At 42.2% G+C, this 22,378-nt stretch carries 29 protein-coding genes; 24 read left to right on the top strand and 5 right to left on the bottom strand.

What is annotated here, in order from left to right; genetic code table 11:
* Nucleotides 1–14 precede the first annotated feature (14 nt).
* Both HMPREF0849_RS06935 and HMPREF0849_RS06930 read left to right on the top strand, forming a co-directional pair.
* Nucleotides 15–1,025: an ABC transporter substrate-binding protein gene (locus HMPREF0849_RS06935; RefSeq protein WP_000753256.1), complete on the top strand. Its 1,011-nt coding sequence runs from the start codon at nt 15–17 to the stop codon at nt 1,023–1,025.
* On the top strand, nt 1,006–1,698 hold the full coding sequence (locus tag HMPREF0849_RS06930) for an alpha/beta hydrolase-fold protein (protein ID WP_000175778.1): 693 nt from the start codon (nt 1,006–1,008) through the stop codon (nt 1,696–1,698). Before HMPREF0849_RS06935 ends, HMPREF0849_RS06930 begins: the two co-directional genes overlap by 20 nt.
* A gap of 42 nt (nt 1,699–1,740) precedes the next feature.
* Here HMPREF0849_RS06930 and HMPREF0849_RS06925 read toward each other — a convergent pair whose 3' ends face one another.
* The gene (locus HMPREF0849_RS06925; RefSeq protein ID WP_000500177.1) at nt 1,741–2,490 is read right to left on the bottom strand and encodes a lysophospholipid acyltransferase family protein; all 750 of its coding nucleotides are present in this window, start codon (nt 2,488–2,490) and stop codon (nt 1,741–1,743) included.
* A 132-nt stretch (nt 2,491–2,622) separates the two neighbouring features.
* Between HMPREF0849_RS06925 and HMPREF0849_RS06920 the strand changes: the two genes are divergently transcribed.
* The 6 genes from HMPREF0849_RS06920 (at nt 2,623) to HMPREF0849_RS06895 (ending at nt 9,837) form a co-directional block, all read left to right on the top strand.
* On the top strand, nt 2,623–4,959 hold the full coding sequence (locus tag HMPREF0849_RS06920; protein WP_009013679.1) for a cation-translocating P-type ATPase: 2,337 nt from the start codon (nt 2,623–2,625) through the stop codon (nt 4,957–4,959).
* 101 nt (nt 4,960–5,060) lie between these two features.
* Nucleotides 5,061–5,738, top strand: a complete 678-nt coding sequence (locus HMPREF0849_RS06915; RefSeq protein WP_000624070.1) for a tRNA (adenine(22)-N(1))-methyltransferase — start codon at nt 5,061–5,063, stop codon at nt 5,736–5,738.
* On the top strand, nt 5,725–6,522 hold the full coding sequence (locus tag HMPREF0849_RS06910; protein ID WP_000881155.1) for a Nif3-like dinuclear metal center hexameric protein: 798 nt from the start codon (nt 5,725–5,727) through the stop codon (nt 6,520–6,522). Before HMPREF0849_RS06915 ends, HMPREF0849_RS06910 begins: the two co-directional genes overlap by 14 nt.
* 16 nt (nt 6,523–6,538) lie before the next feature.
* Nucleotides 6,539–7,642, top strand: a complete 1,104-nt coding sequence (locus HMPREF0849_RS06905; RefSeq protein ID WP_000754620.1) for an NAD(P)/FAD-dependent oxidoreductase — start codon at nt 6,539–6,541, stop codon at nt 7,640–7,642.
* A 208-nt stretch (nt 7,643–7,850) separates the two neighbouring features.
* Entirely contained in the window at nt 7,851–8,870 is a 1,020-nt protein-coding gene (gene galE / locus HMPREF0849_RS06900) for a UDP-glucose 4-epimerase GalE (protein WP_001156532.1), read from the top strand.
* 1 nt (nt 8,871) lies between these two features.
* On the top strand, nt 8,872–9,837 hold the full coding sequence (locus tag HMPREF0849_RS06895) for a glycosyltransferase family 2 protein (protein ID WP_033605403.1): 966 nt from the start codon (nt 8,872–8,874) through the stop codon (nt 9,835–9,837).
* A gap of 75 nt (nt 9,838–9,912) precedes the next feature.
* Here HMPREF0849_RS06895 and HMPREF0849_RS10330 read toward each other — a convergent pair whose 3' ends face one another.
* Complete coding sequence (locus HMPREF0849_RS10330) at nt 9,913–10,116, bottom strand: ferredoxin (protein WP_002874767.1); 204 nt, start codon at nt 10,114–10,116, stop codon at nt 9,913–9,915.
* A gap of 45 nt (nt 10,117–10,161) precedes the next feature.
* Here HMPREF0849_RS10330 and HMPREF0849_RS06890 point away from each other — a divergent pair, with 45 nt between their 5' ends.
* The 10 genes from HMPREF0849_RS06890 (at nt 10,162) to whiA (ending at nt 17,221) form a co-directional block, all read left to right on the top strand.
* Nucleotides 10,162–10,668 (top strand): SAG1386/EF1546 family surface-associated protein, encoded by a 507-nt coding sequence (locus HMPREF0849_RS06890; protein WP_000410187.1) that lies wholly within the window; start codon nt 10,162–10,164, stop codon nt 10,666–10,668.
* Between the two features lie 9 nt (nt 10,669–10,677).
* Nucleotides 10,678–11,352: a (d)CMP kinase gene (cmk, locus tag HMPREF0849_RS06885; RefSeq protein ID WP_000849406.1), complete on the top strand. Its 675-nt coding sequence runs from the start codon at nt 10,678–10,680 to the stop codon at nt 11,350–11,352.
* A 118-nt stretch (nt 11,353–11,470) separates the two neighbouring features.
* Nucleotides 11,471–11,977: a dihydrofolate reductase gene (locus tag HMPREF0849_RS06880; protein WP_000162495.1), complete on the top strand. Its 507-nt coding sequence runs from the start codon at nt 11,471–11,473 to the stop codon at nt 11,975–11,977.
* Nucleotides 11,977–12,147, top strand: coding sequence for a hypothetical protein (locus tag HMPREF0849_RS06875; RefSeq protein ID WP_000442253.1), 171 nt, complete (start codon nt 11,977–11,979; stop codon nt 12,145–12,147). The genes HMPREF0849_RS06880 and HMPREF0849_RS06875 overlap by 1 nt, the downstream gene beginning before the upstream one ends.
* A gap of 31 nt (nt 12,148–12,178) precedes the next feature.
* Nucleotides 12,179–13,411: an ATP-dependent Clp protease ATP-binding subunit ClpX gene (gene clpX / locus HMPREF0849_RS06870; RefSeq protein ID WP_009013674.1), complete on the top strand. Its 1,233-nt coding sequence runs from the start codon at nt 12,179–12,181 to the stop codon at nt 13,409–13,411.
* A gap of 8 nt (nt 13,412–13,419) precedes the next feature.
* A complete protein-coding gene (gene yihA / locus HMPREF0849_RS06865) occupies nt 13,420–14,007 on the top strand; it encodes a ribosome biogenesis GTP-binding protein YihA/YsxC (RefSeq protein ID WP_000405205.1) in 588 nt (195 codons plus the stop codon).
* A gap of 9 nt (nt 14,008–14,016) precedes the next feature.
* Nucleotides 14,017–14,397: a RidA family protein gene (locus HMPREF0849_RS06860; protein ID WP_001140411.1), complete on the top strand. Its 381-nt coding sequence runs from the start codon at nt 14,017–14,019 to the stop codon at nt 14,395–14,397.
* A 51-nt stretch (nt 14,398–14,448) separates the two neighbouring features.
* A complete protein-coding gene (gene rapZ / locus HMPREF0849_RS06855; RefSeq protein WP_000178074.1) occupies nt 14,449–15,339 on the top strand; it encodes an RNase adapter RapZ in 891 nt (296 codons plus the stop codon).
* A complete protein-coding gene (locus tag HMPREF0849_RS06850; RefSeq protein WP_001231053.1) occupies nt 15,336–16,313 on the top strand; it encodes a YvcK family protein in 978 nt (325 codons plus the stop codon). Before rapZ ends, HMPREF0849_RS06850 begins: the two co-directional genes overlap by 4 nt.
* Nucleotides 16,310–17,221, top strand: coding sequence for a DNA-binding protein WhiA (whiA, locus tag HMPREF0849_RS06845; protein WP_000011295.1), 912 nt, complete (start codon nt 16,310–16,312; stop codon nt 17,219–17,221). Before HMPREF0849_RS06850 ends, whiA begins: the two co-directional genes overlap by 4 nt.
* A 31-nt stretch (nt 17,222–17,252) precedes the next feature.
* Here the strand turns inward: whiA and HMPREF0849_RS06840 are convergent, their stop codons facing one another.
* From HMPREF0849_RS06840 to HMPREF0849_RS06830, 3 genes are all read right to left on the bottom strand, one after another.
* Nucleotides 17,253–18,221: an NAD(P)/FAD-dependent oxidoreductase gene (locus HMPREF0849_RS06840; RefSeq protein WP_000081039.1), complete on the bottom strand. Its 969-nt coding sequence runs from the start codon at nt 18,219–18,221 to the stop codon at nt 17,253–17,255.
* A gap of 125 nt (nt 18,222–18,346) precedes the next feature.
* Nucleotides 18,347–19,513, bottom strand: a complete 1,167-nt coding sequence (locus HMPREF0849_RS06835) for a tyrosine-type recombinase/integrase (protein WP_000705445.1) — start codon at nt 19,511–19,513, stop codon at nt 18,347–18,349.
* A 151-nt stretch (nt 19,514–19,664) separates the two neighbouring features.
* On the bottom strand, nt 19,665–20,123 hold the full coding sequence (locus HMPREF0849_RS06830) for a helix-turn-helix domain-containing protein (RefSeq protein ID WP_001079814.1): 459 nt from the start codon (nt 20,121–20,123) through the stop codon (nt 19,665–19,667).
* A 150-nt stretch (nt 20,124–20,273) separates the two neighbouring features.
* Between HMPREF0849_RS06830 and HMPREF0849_RS06825 the strand changes: the two genes are divergently transcribed.
* The 6 genes from HMPREF0849_RS06825 to HMPREF0849_RS06805 all read left to right on the top strand — a co-directional run bounded on the left by HMPREF0849_RS06825 (nt 20,274) and on the right by HMPREF0849_RS06805 (nt 22,377).
* The gene (locus tag HMPREF0849_RS06825; protein WP_000909283.1) at nt 20,274–20,459 is read left to right on the top strand and encodes a hypothetical protein; all 186 of its coding nucleotides are present in this window, start codon (nt 20,274–20,276) and stop codon (nt 20,457–20,459) included.
* Between the two features lie 14 nt (nt 20,460–20,473).
* Entirely contained in the window at nt 20,474–20,722 is a 249-nt protein-coding gene (locus HMPREF0849_RS06820) for a hypothetical protein (RefSeq protein WP_000389126.1), read from the top strand.
* A 118-nt stretch (nt 20,723–20,840) separates the two neighbouring features.
* Nucleotides 20,841–21,269, top strand: coding sequence for a hypothetical protein (locus HMPREF0849_RS06815; protein ID WP_000517934.1), 429 nt, complete (start codon nt 20,841–20,843; stop codon nt 21,267–21,269).
* Nucleotides 21,270–21,271: 2 nt separating this feature from the next.
* Nucleotides 21,272–21,421 carry a hypothetical protein gene (locus HMPREF0849_RS10565; RefSeq protein WP_000391636.1) on the top strand — a complete coding sequence of 50 codons (150 nt, stop codon included), beginning with the start codon at nt 21,272–21,274 and terminating at the stop codon, nt 21,419–21,421.
* 235 nt (nt 21,422–21,656) lie between these two features.
* Nucleotides 21,657–22,157, top strand: coding sequence for a hypothetical protein (locus tag HMPREF0849_RS06810; RefSeq protein ID WP_000878911.1), 501 nt, complete (start codon nt 21,657–21,659; stop codon nt 22,155–22,157).
* A 10-nt stretch (nt 22,158–22,167) separates the two neighbouring features.
* Entirely contained in the window at nt 22,168–22,377 is a 210-nt protein-coding gene (locus tag HMPREF0849_RS06805; RefSeq protein WP_001003768.1) for a hypothetical protein, read from the top strand.
* Nucleotide 22,378: the final 1 nt, after the last annotated feature.

Here is a 22,378-nt window from a genome sequence, read left to right as displayed (position 1 = left end):
AAAAGGAAAACAAGATGAAAAAAACACTAAGCATTTTACTCGTAACAGTAGCTACCCTAACCATGGCAGCTTGTGGTAACACTACTACAGAAAAAGCTACCACACAGTCTAGCACAGAAACAAGTCAAAAGGCTAGCACAGAGACGACTTATCCACTCACGGTCAAGACATATGATGCTAAGGGAAATGAAGTCGAACAAGTCTTTGACAAGGCACCTGAAAAAGTTATCACCAATAATCTTTCAACTACTGAAATTTTATTGGAGCTAGGCTTGAAGGATAAAATTGCTGGCATGCTCAACCCTGACAATGCTGTGACGGACAAATACAAGGACGCGATCGCGACGATTCCTCAAATTGGGGATAAAAAAACAGTCTCTCAAGAGACAGTCCTTTCTTATGAGCCAGATGCGGTGATGGGTCGAAACATGATGTTTTCTGAAAAATCCTTGGGAACAGTTAGCACTTGGAATGAAAACAAAATCCCAGTCTATACGCAAAAAGCTTCTCTCTCAACGATTCAGCAAGATTTGGGAAATATTGTAGAAGACGTTAAAAATCTTGGAATGATTTTCAATGTTCAGGACAAGGCTAATGAATACGCAACCCAATTACAAGCTAAAATTGACGCTGTTAAGAAAGCAAACCCAGCAAGCCAAGGTGAAAAGAAAAAGGCTTTGATTATGGTTGCTTATAACGACGAAACCTTCGGCGCTTACAAGTCTGCTTTGCAAGAGAGCTTGTTGAACCAACTTGGTTATACCAACGTTGCAACAGGAACATCAGGCTTGACCTTGGAAAATCTTGTGTCAATGGATCCGGAGTTGATTATCTATGTAACCAGCGATCGCAATAAAAAATTGGATGCCAACGCAGTAGAGTTGATGAAGGCAAATGAAGTTTTGGAAAACGTTCCTGCAATTAAGAATCAAAAAATCATGACCATTTCTTACGATGAGTTGATGGACTATGGTCCAGCAGTGATTGATTCCCTTGAGAAAATCAATGACTTTATCAATAAATAATGAGTTTGATTGGGAAGGGATCCAAGTCAAGGTCAGTCTTCCTTCGACCTATGACCCCAATCAAACCTATCCAGCTATTCTCTTGAATGATGGAAACTTGGATTTTCTATCTTCCCTTTCTGAATCTGTGATTTTAGTGGGCTTGACCTCTAAAAATCGCCTAGACGATTACACTCCATGGAAGGCAGCTGCTCTGAGAGATGGGGCTCCAGATTTTGGCGGTCAGGCAAATACCTATCATAGTCATTTATTTGGAGGTCTTTTAGACAAGTTGCAGTCACTTTATCGTCTGGACAAAAATCGCCTTGCTTATGGAGGATACTCACTAGGTGGTTTGGTGGCAGTATACAGTCTTTTCAGCTTTGACAAGGTCTCCTGTGTCTTCTCTATCTGTGGTTCCTTTTGGTATCCTGATTTTACGACTTATTGCAAGGATGAAAGGGTGAAAAATTTGGACTGTTTGCTGTATTTACAGAATGGTCAAACAGAAGGAGCCCATCATACCAATCGCTTGGCTCAAGCTCCAGCCTATGCTGAGCAGATCCATACCAGCCTTCAGCAACGCTATCCAACTGGTCAATTTGTCTTTGATCCTTATGGGCATCATGAGCAAGTTGCTGAGCGATTTCTAGCCTTTTCCAACTGGTTGTCCCAAAAATGGAAAATCGAATAAAAGAATTATCCCTTGGCAAAAGCCAAGGGATAATTGTATTTTTTAACCAAGAGCCTCTCTCTTCTTATCTGGATTCCAGATGAAGCTTGCAATAAAGGTAAAGATAATCGTTAGGATACCAACAACCACAGCAAGTATGAGGGCTGGGATTCGGACAAACCACCAGAGTGGATTTGGTTTTTTATCATTGTGCCATTGCTTGGTTTCTTCGTCCAAACGTTGGAATTCTGCTTGGATACGGTCTGCAACCATTTCAATCCCTTCATCATTCATTTTCTTGATGTCTGAGATATCGATAGGATTTCCAAAGTTCATATCCACACGTTCACGGCTTATCAAGCCTTTCAAGGTCATAGGACCTGTGTAGGTAACCGGCATGATACGAACCTTAGCCATTTTAGCAATCAAGGCTACTCCACCCTTGACATCATTTGAGTGACGGCTCCCACTTGGAAACATGATGAGAGAGCGGTCGCTTTTTTTGAGGACGTTAATAGGGTACTTGATGGCAGAGGCGTTAGGTTTTTCCCGGTCAATAGGAAAGGCGCCACACATACGGATCCACCAGCCAAAGATGCGGTTGTTAAACAGCTCTTTTTTGGCCATAAAGATGAACTGTTTTGGCTTGGTCGCAAAGGCCATATAAACAGGATCCCACCAAGTACGGTGAGGTGCGACGAGGATATAGTTTTCGTCTCGGCTAGGGATTTTATCAGTATTGTGATAGTGGGCATTGCCATTGATGGACCACAAGATCAGCATGACTAGTCCACGTAAATAAGTATAAAACATGAGATCTCCTTCGATTGTATTGCTTTTATTATTATACCTTATCAAAAGACTACTGGCAAACTTTTTCAGTTATCAGCCAACAGTTTTAGATGGGATTAGAATTCTTTTTAAAAAAATGATATGATAGAATTTATGGATAAAAATAAGATTATGGGATTAACCCAAAGAGAAGTCAAGGAAAGACAGGCTCAAGGTTTGGTCAATGACTTTACCGCTTCAGCCAGTACCAGTACTTGGCAAATCATCAAACGAAATGTTTTTACACTTTTTAACGCATTAAACTTTGTTATTGCCCTAGCGCTGGTCTTTGTGCAGGCTTGGAGCAATCTGGTTTTCTTTGCCGTTATTTGCTTTAACGCTTTTTCTGGGATTGTGACTGAGCTACGGGCCAAACACATGGTGGACAAGCTCAATCTCATGACCAAGGAAAAGGTCAAAACCATCCGTGATGGTCAAGAAGTCGCTCTCGATCCAGAAGAGTTGGTTCTAGGAGATGTCATTCGTTTGTCTGCTGGAGAGCAAATCCCCAGTGATGCACTGGTTCTGGAAGGATTTGCGGAAGTCAATGAAGCCATGTTGACGGGTGAGAGTGATTTGGTGCAAAAAGAAGTGGATGCCTTGCTTTTATCAGGGAGTTTCCTAGCCAGTGGCGCAGTTTTGGCTCAAGTTCACCATGTCGGGGCAGAAAACTATGCTTCCAAACTCATGCTGGAAGCTAAGACAGTGAAACCAATTAACTCCCGTATCATGAAATCGCTAGACAAGCTAGCTGGTTTTACTGGAAAGATTATCATTCCCTTTGGTCTAGCTCTCTTGTTAGAAGCCTTGATGTTAAAAGGTTTGCCTCTTAAGTCTTCTGTAGTGAATACTTCAACAGCACTTTTGGGTATGTTGCCCAAGGGAATCGCCCTCTTGACCATCACTTCGCTCTTGACTGCGGTGATCAAGCTGGGCTTGAAAAAGGTCTTGGTGCAGGAGATGTACTCTGTCGAGACCTTGGCTCGCGTGGATATGCTCTGTCTGGACAAGACGGGCACCATCACCCAAGGAAAGATGCAGGTGGAGGCGATTCTTCCTCTGACGGAAACGTATGGTGATGAAGCTATTGCCAGCATTTTGACTAGCTATATCGCTCATAGTGAGGATAAAAATCCAACAGCCCAAGCCATTCGCCAGCGTTTCCAAGGTCAGGTTTCCTATCCTATGCTTTCGAATCTTCCTTTCTCAAGCGACCGTAAGTGGGGAGCTATGGAGTTAGAAGGTCTGGGGACGGTTTTTTTAGGGGCACCTGAGATGTTGTTGGACTCTGAAGTCCCTGAAGCCAGAGAGGCCCTAGAGAGAGGGTCACGTGTCTTGGTCTTAGCCCTCAGTCAGGAAAAACTAGACTATCACAAACCACAGAAACCATCTGATATTCAGGCCCTGGCCTTGCTGGAGATCTTGGACCCCATTCGAGAAGGAGCCGCTGAGACGCTGGACTACCTCCGTTCTCAGGAAGTGGGACTCAAAATTATCTCTGGCGACAATCCCGTTACAGTATCCAGCATTGCCCAGAAGGCTGGCTTTGTAGACTATCACAGCTATGTAGATTGCTCAAAAATCACAGATGAGGAATTGGTTGCCATGGCTGAAGAGACAGCTATTTTCGGACGTGTTTCTCCTCATCAAAAGAAACTCATCATCCAAACTCTGAAAAAAGCAGGGCATACAACGGCAATGACAGGGGATGGTGTCAATGATATCCTAGCTCTCCGCGAAGCAGATTGTTCTATCGTTATGGCTGAAGGAGATCCGGCGACTCGTCAGATTGCCAATCTAGTTCTCTTGAACTCAGACTTTAATGATGTTCCTGAGATTCTCTTTGAAGGTCGTCGTGTAGTCAATAATATTGCCCATATCGCACCGATTTTCTTGATTAAGACCATCTATTCCTTCTTGCTTGCAGTCATCTGTATTGCCAGTGTTTTATTAGGACGGTCTGAGTGGATTTTGATTTTCCCTTTTATTCCGATCCAGATTACCATGATCGACCAATTTGTCGAAGGGTTCCCACCATTCGTTCTGACTTTTGAGCGAAATATCAAGCCTGTTGAACCAAACTTCCTCAGAAGATCCATGCTTCGCGCCCTACCAAGCGCACTCATGGTCGTGTTCAGCGTTCTCTTTGTGAAACTATTTGGAGCGAGTCAAGGTTGGTCTGAGTTAGAAATCTCAACCCTACTCTATTATCTCCTTGGTTCTATCGGTTTCTTATCCGTATTTAGAGCCTGCATACCATTCACCCTCTGGCGTGTCCTCTTGATTGTCTGGTCAGTAGGAGGCTTCCTAGCCACAGCTCTTTTCCCAATGATTCAAAAGTTGCTTGAAATTTCAACCTTGACAGGACAAACGTTGCCTGTTTATCTTGTCATGATGGCTGTCTTTACTGTGATTTTCATTCTAACCAGTCGCTACCAAGTTAGAAAATAAAGAAAGACCGCAATCTGTGGATTGCGGTCTTTTTAGGTGCAAGATTGCTAGCTGAAATATGGTATAATAAGAGGTAATAGAGTTTTGGAAAGTGAGAGAAGATGATTTCAAAGAGATTAGAATTGGTGGCGTCCTTTGTACCGCAGGGAGCTATTTTACTAGATGTGGGAAGTGACCATGCTTATCTGCCCATCGAGTTAGTTGAGAGAGGCCAAATCAAAAGCGCCATTGCAGGGGAAGTGGTGGAAGGACCCTACCAGTCTGCGGTGAAAAATGTTGAGGCTCACGGCTTAAAGGAGAAAATCCAAGTCCGTTTAGCCAATGGCTTAGCGGCATTTGAAGAGGCTGACCAAGTCTCGGTTATCACCATTGCTGGTATGGGTGGCCGTTTGATTGCGACCATATTGGAAGAAGGATTGGATAAGCTTGCGAGTGTAGAACGTTTAATCCTCCAACCCAATAATCGTGAAGACGACTTGCGCATCTGGTTACAAGAGCACGTATTTCAGATTGTAGCAGAAAGCATCCTAGAAGAGGCTGGCAAGTTTTATGAAATTCTAGTGGTGGAAGCGGGACAAATGAAGCTATCAGCCAGTGATGTTCGCTTTGGTCCCTTCTTGTCCAAAGAAGTCAGTCCAGTCTTTGTCCAAAAATGGCAAAAAGAAGCAGCTAAGCTAGAGTTTGCTCTTGACCAAATCCCAGAGAAAAATCGAGAAGAACGTCAAGTTCTAGCTCATAAGATTCAAGCCATCAAGGAGGTGCTCCATGCTAGCAAGTGAAGTGATTAACGCGTATGAAGGCTTTTGCCCTCAGGAATTTTCAATGGAGGGTGATAGTCGTGGCCTGCAAATCGGCACTTTGGACAAGGAGATCCAAAGGGTTATGGTTGCTCTCGACATTCGTGAAGAGACGGTGGCTGAAGCCATTGAAAAGGGTGTGGATTTGATTATCGTCAAGCACGCGCCAATCTTTCGTCCGATTAAGGATTTGGTAGCCAGCCGTCCACAAAATCAGATTTACATCGACCTTATCAAGCATGACATCGCAGTTTATGTCAGCCATACCAATATTGACATTGTTGAAAATGGTCTCAATGACTGGTTCTGCCAGATGCTAGGTATTGAGGAAACGACCTATCTGCAGGAGACAGGTCCAGGACGTGGGATTGGTCGTATTGGGAATATTCAGCCTCAGACATTTGGGGAATTGGCCAAGCATGTTAAGCAAGTCTTTGGTCTAGATAGTCTTCGATTGGTGCATTATCAAGAGAATGATTTGCAGAAGTCTATTTCAAGAGTGGCTATCTGTGGCGGTAGTGGTCAATCTTTCTATAAGGATGCTTTAGCTAAGGGAGCAGATGTTTATATCACTGGGGATATCTATTACCATACTGCCCAAGACATGCTGTCTGATGGTTTGTTGGCGCTGGACCCGGGCCACTATATCGAAATCCTTTTTGTCGAAAAAATCGCTGCACACCTTACTCAATGGAAGGCAGAGAAGGGCTGGTCTATTGATATTTTGCCTAGTCAAGCATCAACCAATCCTTTCCACCATATCTAGTTAGAAAGTGAAGACAATGAAAAAAGTTGCCATTATCGGAGCAGGGATTGTGGGGGCGACAGCTGCCTACTACCTCGCGAAAGAAAGCGACCTAGAGGTGACCATTTTTGACCATGGACAGGGGCAAGCAACCAAGGCTGCAGCGGGAATTATCAGTCCTTGGTTTTCCAAACGTCGCAATAAAGCCTGGTATAAGATGGCGCGCTTGGGGGCTGACTTTTATGTGGATTTGTTGGCTGATATAGAAAAGTCTGGTCAGGAAATCGACTTTTACCAACGCTCAGGCGTCTTTCTCCTGAAAAAGGATGAATCCAAGTTAGAAGAACTCTATGAACTAGCACTCCAGCGTAGGGAAGAATCTCCCTTGATAGGTCAATTAGCCATTTTAGACCAAGCATCTGCAAATGAATTATTCCCTGGTTTGCAGGGATTTGACAGCCTGCTCTATGCTTCTGGTGGGGCACGGGTGGATGGCCAACTCTTAGTGACTCGTTTGCTAGAAGCCAGTCAAGTCAAGCTGGTCAAAGAAAAAGTGAGTCTGACACCTTTAGCAACTGGCTATCAGATTGGCGAAGAGGTGTTTGATCAGCTTATTCTAGCGACGGGAGCTTGGTTGGGGGACATTTTGGAACCTTTAGGATATGAGGTAGATGTTCGTCCCCAAAAGGGGCAACTCCGAGATTATCAGCTTGCCCAAGACATGGAATCATACCCTGTTGTCATGCCAGAAGGGGAGTGGGATTTGATCCCTTTTGCAGGTGAGAAATTGTCCTTGGGTGCTACCCATGAAAATGATATGGGATATGACTTGACGGTAGATGAAACCTTGCTCCAACAAATGGAGGAGGCAGCCTTACCCCACTATCCAGCCTTGGAAGAAGCGAAATCATCAGGTGAGCGTGTGGGAATCCGTGCCTACACCAGTGATTTCTCCCCATTTTTTGGACAAGTGCCAGGATTGGCAGGTGTCTATGCGGCTAGTGGTCTAGGTTCATCAGGTCTCACAACGGGTCCTATCATCGGTTACCACTTAGCTCAACTGGTCCAAGACAAGGAGTTGACCTTGGACCCTGAAAATTATCCCATTGCAAACTATGTCAAACGAGTAAAAAGCGAATAATACTCAATGAAAATCAAAGAACAAACTAGGAAGCTAGCCGAAGGCTGTACTTGAGTACGGTAAGGCGACGCTGACGTGGTTTGAATTTGATTTTCGAAGAGTATAAGCATTTTACTGAAATTTTAGCAGGCAGTTTAGGATGTCAAATGACATTCCCTATCAAAAATGATAAAATAAGAAAAAATAATCCGAGAATCGAGGAAAAAAGATGCAAGAAAAGATTTTGGTAACTGGTGGTGCTGGATTTATCGGAACCCACACTGTTATTGAGTTGATCCAAGCAGGTCATCAAGTCGTTGTGGTGGATAATCTTGTCAATAGCAACCGTAAAAGTTTAGAAGTTGTTGAAAGAATCACAGGAGTTGAGATTCCTTTTTATGAGGCAGATATCCGTGATACTGATACTCTCAGAGATATTTTCAAGCAGGAAGAACCGACTGGTGTGATTCACTTTGCGGGTTTGAAGGCTGTTGGCGAATCAACCCGTATTCCTCTTGCCTACTATGACAACAATATCGCAGGAACTGTTAGCCTTTTGAAAGCTATGGAAGAAAATAACTGTAAGAACATCATCTTCAGTTCTTCGGCGACAGTTTACGGAGATCCTCACACTGTTCCAATCTTAGAAGATTTCCCACTTTCAGTGACCAATCCGTATGGCCGTACTAAGCTCATGCTAGAGGAGATTTTGACCGATATCTACAAGGCAGACTCAGAATGGAATGTGGTCTTGCTTCGTTACTTTAATCCAATCGGAGCGCATGAAAGTGGAGACTTGGGAGAAAATCCTAATGGAATTCCAAACAATCTCTTGCCTTATGTTTCACAAGTAGCAGTGGGCAAACTAGAACAAGTGCAAGTTTTTGGAGATGATTACGATACAGAAGATGGAACTGGGGTTCGTGACTATATCCATGTCGTAGACCTAGCCAAAGGTCACGTTGCAGCTTTGAAAAAACTCCAAAAAGGTTCAGGTCTTAACATTTATAACCTTGGAACTGGTAAAGGTTACTCCGTTCTTGAAATTATCCAAAATATGGAAAAAGCAGTGGGACGTCCTATTCCTTACCGCATCGTAGAACGCCGCCCAGGTGATATAGCTGCCTGCTACTCAGACCCAGCAAAAGCCAAAGCAGAGCTCGGATGGGAAGCAGAACTCGACATCACCCAAATGTGTGAAGACGCATGGCGTTGGCAAAGCAAGCATCCAAATGGATTTGAAGACTAAGATGATGATTTCAATCATTGTCCCATGTCTAAACGAAGAGGAAGTACTTCCTCTTTTTTATCAGTCTGTGGAAGCTCTGCTTCCTGACTTGGGAGCAGAAGTCGAATATGTCTTTGTAGACGACGGCTCAAACGATGGGACCTTAGAGCTTTTGAAGGCCTATCGGGAGCAAAATCCTGCGGTCCGTTATGTCTCATTCTCACGAAATTTTGGGAAAGAGGCAGCCTTATACGCAGGCTTGCAGCATGCAACTGGAGACCTGGTGGTCGTGATGGATGCAGACCTTCAGGATCCTCCTAGTATGCTACTTGAGATGAAAGCCTTACTAGACCAAAATGCAGACATAGACTGTGTTGGGACACGGAGAACTAGTCGGGAGGGAGAACCCTTTTTCCGTAGTTTCTGTGCGGACCTCTTTTACCGCCTCATGAAAAAAATTAGCCCAGTGGCTCTACCCTCAGGTGTCCGTGATTTTCGCATGATGAGAAGGTCTGTGGTAGATGCTATTTTGACCCTGACCGAGTCCAATCGTTTTTCTAAGGGACTCTTTGCCTGGGTGGGTTTTAAAACGCACTATCTTGATTATCCAAACGTTGAACGACAGGCTGGCAAGACCAGTTGGAGTTTTAGACAACTCTTTTTCTACTCGATTGAAGGGATTCTTAACTTTTCAGATTTCCCCTTGAGTATAGCCTTTGTAGCGGGACTTCTATCTTGTTTTCTTTCGTTTGTGATGACATTTTTTGTAGTGTTTCGGACTCTTATCTTGGGAAATCCGACATCTGGTTGGACGTCTTTGATGGCTGTCATTCTCTTTCTTGGAGGGATTCAACTCCTGACGATTGGGATTCTCGGCAAGTATATCAGTAAGATTTATCTAGAGACCAAAAAAAGACCACTCTATCTCGTCAAAGAAAAAAGTGATCTTTCTATTATTGAAGGAAAAAATAACCAAAAAAGACTATAATTTTACCTAGAAATATGCTAAACTAGTAGGTGTGGGAAAAATGAGAAAAAATCAATTATATTTATTCCCTGCTTCCTACGATGGATCTTTTAGAAGTGCACGTGTAGGACAATTTTTGATGGCCTCCAGAACATCGCTGGTCTCAGCGATTTCTCTTTGCAATTCAACTGGATCATCGTAAAATCGAACGATTCCATTATCATGGTAATCAAAGAGTTCAGAATAGGTTTGGCAAAGCCCGCAGGCGATGCACCGTTCGGGTATAAGTGTGACTTTCATATTTATATTGTAATAAGAAAATGTAAAAAAAACAAGGAGTAAGGTATGGAAAAAGAACCGTGGCAAGAAGATATTTACGAAAACAATGAGGAAGAAACAAGATCAGAGCGTCGACACCGGAAACAAAAAGGGAAAGGCGTTGTTGCGAATCGTGTCTTGACGGTTCTAGCTAGCCTCTTCTTTGTAATTGTTGTAGCAATGGTAGTTGTATTGATTTACCTATCAACCGGAGGAAGCAATCGTACTTCATCTTTGAAGGACTTCTATGATGCATCGTCTCCTTCTACAAGTGCAAGTTCTAAAGTGGAAGCATCATCATCTTCAAGTAGCAAGGTAGAGGAAACAGCTTCTTCTGAATCAACACCTTCAGAGAGCAGTTCGCAAGAACATGCAGAAGGTGAAGGAACACTTACAGTACAGCCTGGAGAGGGAGAAGCAGCTCTTGCTCAGCGTGCAGGAATTTCCATTGCCCAGCTAGAAGCCCTAAATCCTTCTCATATGTCATCTGGATCTTGGTTTGCCAACCCAGGTGATGTGATTAAGACAAGATAGGAGTCGGTCATGAAGACAATTCAAATTGCTATCGATGGTCCAGCTTCGAGTGGTAAGAGTACGGTCGCAAAGATTGTCGCTAAAGATTTTGGTTACACTTATCTCGATACAGGTGCTATGTATCGTGCTGCGACTTATATAGCGCTTAAGCACCAGTTGGATGCAGGAAATGTAGACCAACTTCTTGAGCTTCTTAACCAACACCCCATTAGTTTTGGTCGTTCAGAAACAGGTGAGCAACTTGTTTTTGTAGGAGATGTTGATATTACGCATCCGATTCGTGAAAATGAAGTGACCAACAAAGTTTCAAGCATCGCTGCCATTCCTGAAGTGCGTGAGAAACTGGTTTCGCTCCAGCAAGAGATTGCTCAACAAGGTGGTATCGTCATGGATGGGCGTGATATCGGGACAGTTGTTTTACCACAAGCTGAACTCAAGATTTTCCTAGTGGCTTCTGTTGAAGAAAGAGCAGAGCGTCGTTACAAGGAAAATATTGCTAAAGGGATTGAAACAGACCTTGAAACGTTGAAAGAGGAAATTGCGGCACGTGACTACAAAGATAGTCATCGTGAAACCTCGCCTCTCAAACAGGCTGAGGATGCAGTTTACCTCGACACAACTGGACTAAGTATCCAAGAAGTGGTCGAAAAAATTGAATCAGAAGCAAAAAAATATATGTCCTAGGGACGAGAGGAGCAGGCTAGATGATGCCTGCTCCTTTTCTCTCTTTTGCGCGCGTTTCAAAACAGTCTTTTTTGAAGATTTTTGATAAAATAGAACTATCAATGAAAAGGATGAAAGCATGACAAAAAAAATCGTAGCCATCTGGGCTCAAGATGAAAAGGGTGTGATCGGGAAAGAGGATCGCTTACCATGGCATTTGCCTGCAGAGTTAAAGCATTTTAAAGAAACAACCTTGAATCATGCCATTTTAATGGGTCGTGTAACCTTTGATGGGATTGGGCGACGATTGCTTCCAGGACGTGAAACCTTGATTTTGACGCGCAATCCCGAAGAGTCAATTGAAGGAGCACTGGTTTTCCAAAATGTCGAGGATGTTTTAGACTGGTATCATCATCAGGCTAAGAATCTCTATATCCTTGGTGGCAAGCAGATTTTTCAGCTTTTTGAACCTTATCTCGATGAGATTATTGTGACACAAATTCATGCTCAAGTTGAAGGGGATACCTATTTCCCAGAAGATTTTGACTTGACTGCTTTTGAGACTGTTGCAAGTAAATCTTATTCCAAAGATGAGAAAAATGTCTATGATTTTACCATCGAATATAGAAAGAGAAAGGAAGTCTAATGGAGCGTAGTATTTTTGGATTTTTTACAGCTCTTTTGTGTGCTGTCTGTTTTGTAGCTGGAACACACGCTTTTCGTAAAAAGCGCTTTGGACTTGCTACTCTGCTTTGGCTTAATGCTTTTACAAACTTGGTGAATAGCATTCATGCTTTTTATATGACCTTATTTTAGATAGAATGAATAGTTAGAACGGAAGGGAATCATGTCTACAAATAGGAAAAATGATATGATGGTTTATTGCTCATTTTGTGGCAAAAGCCAAGAAGAAGTTAAAAAAATAATTGCTGGGAATAATGCCTTTATCTGTAATGAATGTGTGGAGTTGGCTCAGGAAATTATTCGTGAGGAGTTGGCTGAGGAAGTTTTGGCGGACTTGTCTGAGGTACCAAAACCAATCGAACTCCTAAACATTTTGAACCACTATGTGATCGGTCAAGATCGTGCTAAACGTGCTTTGGCAGTGGCTGTATATAACCACTACAAACGCATCAATTTCCATGACACTCGTGAAGAGACTGAAGATGTTGATTTGCAAAAGTCAAACATTCTAATGATTGGCCCAACTGGTTCAGGGAAGACTTTCCTTGCTCAGACTCTGGCTAGAAGTTTGAATGTACCATTTGCCATTGCTGATGCAACAGCTCTTACTGAAGCTGGTTATGTGGGTGAGGACGTTGAAAATATCCTCCTCAAACTCTTGCAAGCAGCTGACTTTAACATCGAACGAGCAGAGCGTGGCATTATCTACGTCGACGAAATCGACAAGATTGCTAAGAAGAGCGAGAACGTGTCTATCACGCGTGATGTATCTGGTGAAGGTGTGCAACAAGCCCTCCTCAAGATTATCGAAGGAACTGTAGCTAGCGTACCTCCTCAAGGTGGACGCAAACATCCACAACAAGAAATGATTCAAGTAGATACCAAGAATATCCTCTTCATTGTGGGTGGTGCCTTTGATGGAATCGAAGAAATTGTCAAACAGCGTCTTGGTGAAAAAGTTATCGGTTTCGGACAAAATAACAAGGCCATTGATGAAAAGAGTTCATACATGCAAGAAATCATTGCAGAAGATATTCAGAAATTCGGTATTATTCCTGAATTAATTGGACGCTTGCCTGTCTTTGCAGCCTTGGAGCAGTTGACAGTAGATGACTTGGTTCGCATTTTGAAAGAGCCAAGAAATGCCTTGGTTAAACAATACCAGACCTTGCTTTCATATGACGATGTAGAGCTTGAATTTGACGATGATGCTCTCCAAGAGATTGCTAACAAAGCTATTGAACGTAAGACTGGTGCGCGTGGTCTTCGATCAATCATCGAAGAAACCATGCTAGATGTTATGTTTGAAGTTCCAAGTCAAGAAAATGTGAAAACTGTTCGTATCACAAAAGAAGCAGTTGATGGAACAGCTAAGCCAATCCTAGAGACAGCCTAGAGGTGACTATGGAAATCAATACACACAATGCTGAGATTTTACTGAGTGCTGCCAACAAGTCCCACTATCCGCAGGATGAACTTCCTGAAATTGCTCTTGCAGGACGCTCAAATGTTGGTAAATCGAGCTTTATCAATACCATGCTTAATCGTAAAAATCTAGCTCGTACCTCTGGAAAACCAGGGAAAACACAACTACTTAATTTCTTTAATATTGATGATAAGATGCGTTTTGTAGATGTGCCTGGTTACGGTTATGCCCGTGTGTCCAAAAAGGAACGCGAAAAATGGGGACGCATGATTGAGGAGTACTTAACCACTCGAGAAAATCTTCGAGCAGTGGTCAGTCTCGTTGACCTTCGTCATGATCCGTCAGCAGATGATGTACAGATGTACGAATTTCTTAAATATTATGAGATTCCTGTCATCATTGTGGCGACCAAGGCAGACAAGATTCCGCGTGGTAAATGGAACAAGCACGAATCAGCTATTAAAAAGAAATTAAACTTTGATCCAAGTGATGACTTTATACTCTTTTCATCCGTAACAAAAGCAGGAATGGATCAAGCTTGGGATACTATTTTAGAAAAATTGTGAGGAATACATATGGCAAAAACAATTCATACAGATAAAGCTCCAAAGGCAATCGGACCTTACGTTCAAGGAAAAATCGTTGGCAATCTTTTGTTTGCTAGCGGTCAAGTTCCTTTATCTCCTGAAACTGGAGAAATCATAGGAGAAACGATTCAAGAACAGACTGAACAAGTTTTGAAAAACATTGGAGCTATTTTGGCAGAAGCAGGTACAGATTTTGACCATGTTGTTAAAACGACTTGTTTCTTGAGCGATATGAACGACTTTGTTCCTTTTAATGAGGTTTACCAAACAGCCTTTAATAGGGAGTTTCCAGCTCGTTCAGCTGTGGAAGTAGCTCGTCTTCCTCGCGATGTGAAAGTCGAAATTGAAGTCATCGCTGAGATTGGATAAGCGAGTTGAAGTTTGGTTCTTCCAAACTTCTTTTGATATAAGGAGACTATGATGACAATGAAACAACTTCACCTGGTAATTGTAACAGGGATGAGTGGTGCAGGGAAAACTGTAGCCATTCAATCCTTTGAAGATTTAGGATATTTTACGATTGATAATATGCCACCAGCTCTATTGCCAAAGTTTTTGCAGTTGGTAGAGACCAAGGATGACGACCACAAGTTAGCCCTAGTGGTGGATATGCGAAGTCGCTCTTTCTTCTCAGAGATTCAGGCTGTCTTGGATGAATTGGAAAACCAAGATGATTTGGACTTCAAGATTCTCTTTTTGGATGCTGCTGATAAGGAATTGGTAGCACGCTATAAGGAAACTAGAAGAAGTCACCCTCTTGCAGCAGATGGTCGTATCTTGGACGGTATCAAGCTGGAACGCGAACTCTTGGCTCCTTTGAAAAATATGAGTCAAAATGTGGTTGATACAACAGAGTTAACTCCTCGTGAACTTCGCAAGACTATTGCAGAGCAATTTTCGGACCAAGAACAAACGCAGTCTTTCCGTATCGAAGTCATGTCTTTTGGATTCAAGTATGGTATTCCTATCGATGCAGACTTGGTCTTTGATGTCCGTTTCTTACCAAACCCATACTACCTCCCTGAACTCCGTAATCAGACAGGTGAGGATCAAGCAGTTTATGACTATGTGATGAATCATGAAGAGTCTGAAAGTTTCTATCAGCACTTACTCGCCTTGATTGAACCCATTTTGCCAAGTTACAAAAAAGAAGGCAAGTCTGTTTTAACCATTGCAGTAGGATGTACAGGTGGACAACACCGTAGTGTTGCCTTTGCCAAACGCATAGCTGAGGACCTTGCTAAAAACTGGTCTGTCAATGAAAGCCATCGTGACAAAGACAGAAGAAAGGAAACGGTAAACCGTTCATGAGAAAACCAAAGATAACGGTAATTGGTGGAGGAACAGGTATCCCCGTCATTTTGAAAAGCTTGCGAGAAAAGGATGTTGATATCGCAGCCATCGTAACGGTAGCTGATGATGGCGGCTCTTCTGGTGAACTAAGAAAGAATATCCAACAGCTGACACCACCAGGAGATCTTCGCAATGTCCTGGTAGCCATGTCGGATATGCCTAAATTTTATGAGAAGGTTTTTCAGTACCGCTTTTCAGAAGACGCTGGTGCTTTTGCAGGTCATCCTCTAGGAAATATCATTATAGCAGGGCTTTCTGAAATGCAAGGGTCCACTTATAATGCCATGCAGCTGCTAAGTCTCTTTTTCCACACAACAGGAAAAATCTACCCCTCAAGCGATCAGCCTTTGACACTGCATGCAGTCTTTAAAGACGGTTCTGAGGTGGCAGGTGAGAGCCACATTGCAGATCATCCCGGCATGATCGACCATGTCTATGTGACCAATACCTTGGATGATGAAACGCCCCAAGCCAGCCGTCGAGTGGTCAATACTATCCTAGAGAGTGATATGATCGTCTTGGGGCCTGGTTCCCTCTTTACATCGATTTTGCCCAATATTGTCATTGAGGAGATTGGGCAGGCTCTCTTGGAGACTAAGGCTGAGATTGCCTATGTCTGCAATATCATGACCCAGCGTGGGGAAACAGAGCACTTTTCAGACAGTGACCACGTGGAAGTCCTCCATCGACACTTAGGTAGGCCATTTATTGATACGGTCTTGGTTAATATCGAGAAGGTTCCTAGAGAATACATGGATACCAACCGTTTTGATGAATATTTGGTTCAGGTAGAGCATGATTTTGCTGGTCTTTGCAAGCAGGTCCCTCGTGTGATTTCATCCAACTTCCTTCGTTTGGAAAATGGAGGAGCCTTCCATGATGGCGATTTGATTGTAGATGAATTGATGCGCATTATACAGGTGAGAAAATGAGTTTTACAGTTGCAGTAAAAGAGGAAATTCTTGGTCAACACCATCTCAGTCGTTATGAACTATCGGCCATTATCAAGATGTCTGGCAGTATCGGTCTATCTAGTTCGGGCTTGACCTTGTCAGTCGTAACTGAAAATGCTAAGTTAGCTCGGCACCTTTATGAGTCCTTTCTCCATTTTTATGAGATCAAGTCAGAAATTCGTCACCATCAGAGAAGCAATCTTCGCAAGAATCGTGTCTATACGGTCTATACAGATGAGAGGGTGCAGGAGCTTTTAGCTGATTTGCGACTTGCGGATTCCTTCTTTGGTTTGGAGACGGGTATTGATCCCGATATCTTAGCAGATGAAGAGGCTGGTCGTGCTTACTTATGTGGGGCCTTTCTGGCAAATGGTAGCATCCGAGATCCTGAGTCTGGCAAGTACCAGTTGGAGATCAGTTCTGTATATCTGGACCACGCCCATGGACTAGCCTCTCTCCTTCAGCAGTTTTTGTTGGATGCCAAGGTTATTGAGCGAAAGAAAGGTGCAGTTACCTATCTCCAGCGTGCAGAGGACATCATGGATTTCTTGATCGTGATTGGGGCTATGCAGGCGCGTGATAACTTTGAGCGCGTCAAGATTTTGCGTGAAACTCGTAACGATCTCAATCGAGCCAATAATGCCGAGACAGCTAATATCGCTCGGACAGTTTCTGCCAGCATGAAGACTATCAATAATATCAGTAAAATCAAAGATAGAATGGGTTTGGAAAATTTACCAGTGGATTTGCAGGAGGTGGCTCGCTTACGGATCCAGCACCCAGACTACTCTATCCAGCAGTTGGCGGATAGCCTGAGCAATCCCCTGACCAAAAGTGGTGTCAACCACAGACTCAGAAAAATAAACAAGATTGCAGATGAACTATAAAACCACGAATCGTTGATCCGTGGTTCTTTTATTATAAACTGGTCGAGTGTTTGGGTTGTACTTTTTGGTCAGGGTCAATGTAGTTAATGGCATTGTTAACAGCTGTTGGAGCTTCACCCAGTCCTGTCGCAATCAAATCAATCTTACCTTCATAGTAGCAGCAGTCGCCGATAGCATAGATACCTGCTTGGCTGGATTCTTGTTTGCTATTGACGATAATCTTGTGACGGTTGAGATCCAGACCCCAATTTTTAAGATTGCCAACAGATGATTTGAAACCATAGTTGACAAAGAGGTGGTCTACTTCGATAGTTTCGGTTTCATCTGATTTGACTTTGGTGATTTCTAGTTTATCGAGTGTTTTTCCATCTCCGATAAGTTGGCTAGGAACGAACGGTGTCTTGATGGTCACAGATGATTCTTGCAAGGCTTGCACACTATGTTCCAAGGCGCGGAAATTATCTCTGCGGTGAACGAGAGTGGTTGGGGCAATCTTTTCAAAAGCCAGAGCCCAGTCCACTGCTGAGTCCCCACCACCAAGGATGGTCACTTTCTTACCAGCGTATTGTTGGATGTTGGAAACGTGGTGGTGGATATTTTCATAGTCCTCAACGTTCTCCAATTCGAGCGGACGTGGTTTAAAGGCACCTCCACCCATAGCAATGATGACTGTTTTGGTCAGATGGCTTCCCTTGTTGGTTGTGATGGTGAATCCTTGATCTTGCTTCTCAATTTCAAGAACGGTTTCGTTGAGGTGAACAGGTGTTTCAAAGCCGTTTAGCTGTTCAATCAAGCGATTGGTCAGTTCTTCCCCAGTTAGGTTTGAAAAACCTGGCACATCAAGGATTTGCTTTTCAGGGTAGAGGATGGCAGGTTGACCACCGAGCTGGGGAAGGGAGTCAATGATTTGGACTTTGGCTTGGCGTAGGTGGGCGTAAAAGGCAGCAAAGAGCCCGACAGGACCGCCACCGACAATGGTAATATCATAGAGTTGAGACATGATTTCTCCTTTGTTTTTTCTAGTCAGTTTATTTTATCATATTTTTGCTTAAAATATGATAAAATGCTTAAAGTCCCTGATATAGCTATTTCTTGGATAGTAGGGATTATAATTTGTGGACTTTTTTAGGAACTTTTTAAATTTTCGAGGACTTTTTCAAAAATAGAAACAGTCCTTTTTTTGCTATCTTTTGATAAGTGGCTGTATGTGTCCATGGTTATCGAAATTTTAGAATGGCCTAGTCTTGTTTGGATTTCTTTATATCCTACTCCAGCATTCAGCAAAATACTAGCATGTGTGTGGCGAAAGGCATGAAAACTAACACTAGGACAACCAGCGCCTTGTAAATGCTTTTCAAGTCTAAAACGGAGTCCGCCAGCTTCTCTGTATTCATCAAAGGTATTAGGGAACACTTTTTCAAAAGTCATGCCTATTTCTCTCCCTAACTGAGCTTGTCGGGTTTTATAGAGGCGAAGCATAAGCACTGTTTTATTGTCTAAGTCAATTACTCTTAGGCTTGACTTAGTTTTTGGGCTTGTAATCTCTTTTGTCATGGTTAGAGTTTTAGTAACTTCTAATGTTCCATCTTGTAAGTCAATATCAGACCATTCCAGGGCAAGACATTCACGGATACGCAAACCAGTTGCTAAAAGAGTCTTATAAAGTACCGTATCATAGAAATTTTTGTAAGTGTTAGGCAGTTGATCCAGGTACGTTAAGAATTTCTTTAAATTCTCATCATCAAGATATTTCAATTTCTTTTCTTCTTTTGGTTTGCATCGTGGCACAATGACATCACTAGCTGGATTTGTAGAAATTACTTGTAATGAGACAGCATAAGACATGATACGCTTGTTTAAAGCGTGCAGTTGGTTGTATTGTTGATACCCTTTTCCAAGTTGATTGTAATCTTTAGCCCATTGGTTTACCTGGTGCTGAATGATGGCAGGAGTTATTCTATCAAGTTTGTACTCTCCAAAAGCTGGTAGTAGGTACTTTCTTATGTTAGTTTTCGTTCCTACTTGGGTGCTATGTTTGACTGTATGGCAATAATTTTCTAGCCAGAGTTCCGTCAATTCCTGATAGGTGGTAACGATAACGGCTTTTGTAACTGTTGAGCCGTTTTTTTCAAACTCTACCTTGGCTTGAATGGCCTTGCTTTTGAGTTCTTTCTTTGTTCGTGCTGATATGGTAGTCTTGACCTTCTTACCAGTTACAGAATCGATACCAAGATAGATACTGGAGCGGTAGACTGCTGATCCGTCTTTTTTCGTGTGTTGTGTAATTTTCATGGTTTTAACTCCTTTTCCATCAGCAGGCAAGCAATTAGAAAAGGTTTTGAGTTTATACCATGCGAGGAGCTATGAGAATGCCCCTTATTTTCGATTTTAAGCAGTCAGACGGTAAATTGCACCAGAATAAGAAACAAGGCGGATATGAGGCTTATTTTTCGCTTTTTTCTTGGTTTGTAAAATGATATTCATCTTTTTCATCTAATGGAAAGGGATATATCTGGTTTACTCCAAAAGTTTCATCAGAAGAGACTAGCAAGTTAAATATTAGGACTAGGTTTCTATCCTTTACTTTCATATCTTCGTTTGATACAAATTGAACAAATCTTTTAAAGCGATTTTCTTGTTTTTTGAAATGGAGTTCATCAAATTCTTTTACAGTTGGGAGTTTTCGGTGTAATTCTTGAAGTTTCTCCCACTCTTCTTCCTGATTTAATAAATAAGAAAGAGGTACACCGAAATAATCAGCTAGTTGAGCAGCATTTTTGAGAGTAATTTGACTTTCGCCATTTTCCCATTTTTGGAATCCTCTACGAGTTACACCTATTGCTTCTGCAACTTCTTGCTGCGTTACTTTCTTCTGTTTTCTTAATTCTTTAATTCGATTCATTTTATATTACCTCATTTTGATTATATCATAAAATAATCAAAAGCTAACTAAATTTCACATTTTTTGATATTTTTTCTTGACAAGCTAACAGTTATACGCTACAATACATGTAAAGCTAACAGATGTTAGCGAAAGAAAGGAGGAACTTCATTGCTTATTACCTCAACACAAGCAAAAGCAATCCGCCGAAAGCAAGCAGACAAGAAACTGACTGCTAAGCAAGCAGGCGAAGAAATCGGAGTTACACAGGTTACCTATCGAAAAATACGAGACGGTGGCGAAGTAAAGCCGAGCATTTACCAAAAAGCCATGCAGTGGCTTGCTGAAGATTATTAGAAAGGAGCAAAACCATGGAAGATGATTTTAAGACAGTTACAAATGCCAAGGGCTTAGAAATTCCCAAGTATTTCAAGGATTTTAAAAAGCTAGTTGAGAAAGACAGACAACTAGTCGAGTATCTTTGTATGAACTACGAGTCTTTGGACAGTGAAGACCTGGGCGCATTTCTTGAGACAGTGGAGCAGGGATTCAGCTGGATTCTGGATCTTATCGATAGTAAAGACTTGCTTTATAGCCCCCAGACAGGAAAGAAAGCATGAAGAAAGGCAACAAAAAAAGTCACTTGCTGATAGTTTGGCGACCGAGGCAAGCGACAATACATTGGTATAGATATTTTTTTCTATACCTTGATTATAGCATAGAAAGACAAGGTATACAATGGGAAAACAACATCAAGCAGTAAAATTCAAGGATATTGCTGAAAAATTGTCCGAATTAGAGGGCAAAAATTTAGAAGAAATCGCTGGAGTATTAGGCTATCGAAACCTAGATAGTTGTAAGGTTAATCTTTACAATCTCAGACAAAACAAGCGACTAGGTTTTAAAGTAGAAAAAGGAGTTTACACTAAGTTTGAACTCTTGGACGATACTGTAAAAGAAGAACTGGAAGACAAGGAACTTGGGGAACGTGGTCGCTATTTGAAGAGCGTAGACCGCTACAAGGCTATGTTAAATGCTTTTACTATCGCTTTTGATAGCACAGTTAAGGCAGAAACCAGACAAAAAGCAGAACACGACGGCTTGAAAGCCTTGGATAGAATCCCAGATAAACACTACGCCCTACTTTATGACATGATGGAGGGCTAGGGATGGAAGAAAAAACACACTTCGCTAGATTCATGCGTAGAGCTATGGAGTTAGCAAGGCAATTACATAGCAAAGAAATCCAACGTGATGATTTTGATAGAGCCTGGAAAAGATTAGGCGATCAAATCGAAAACGAAACTAAGACAAACTAAAAAACCGAAAAGCAGGCAAGCAATTAGAAAAGGTTTTGAAAAATGAGTGCTGACAGGGCGATTCTAGGCACTTGTTTAGAAAAAATGTGGGTGATTTACCCATGAAACACCGCTACAAGCGTACGGTCACTTTGGGGCAATCGCCCAGCGTTTGGAGTGGTGAAGAAACTGTATAGGAAACGACAAACAAAAGGCCATCAAGGTAATTACAAAACAAATAAATAGAGGTAAAAACATGTTAGCAGATAAATTAGAAGCTGTTTCAACAGATCTAGAAGAAATACAGGGAAATCTCACAGGGGTCAGAAACATCTTAGTTAAAAGAGCAATCAGTAGGGTATTAAATGACTTGGACGATATCTATAATGAACTAACTAGCACAGAATACCATGAGCAACAAAAAACGCTTAAGGAACAGACTGAAGAGATGAAACTAAATGTAATTGCTGAGGTAATAGGCGGGCTGGAAGGTAGAGAAGAATCCTATTATAGAAATTTTTGGGGTGATACTAAGTTTTTAAAATCACTTTCTCACTTTGACGGATTCCTTTTCTTACACACATACCTAGCTGAAATAACTAAAGAGAATGACTACCCTATGACTCCAGATCAAGTGTTAAATTATGTTTGGGAGGTCATAGCGGTTGATATCGCAAAGAAAAAACGAGGGAAAAAGAACGTTTTGGATTCATGGACAGACTCATCCCTATATACCCGTGGCATGATGATCGATTAGGAGAAATAGCATGAATGAACTAGATTTGACCAACACACAGGCGGTTATCTTCATGATGGTATTGATTGGCTTGTTACTTTATCTAAACCACCGAGACCGTAAAAAAAGCGCCGAAATCGAGCGAGAAAGTGCACAGACGATAGAAATGACTAGCGAGGATTTAAGCCCTGATTATGGGCGATATATCCAACTTGCAGGGGTTAAGCCATGGGGGTACTAAG

The organism is Streptococcus sp. C300 (genome assembly GCF_000187645.1).
GTDB classification, from domain to species: domain Bacteria; phylum Bacillota; class Bacilli; order Lactobacillales; family Streptococcaceae; genus Streptococcus; species Streptococcus oralis_CQ.
This window is presented reverse-complemented; position numbering and strand designations above follow the sequence as displayed.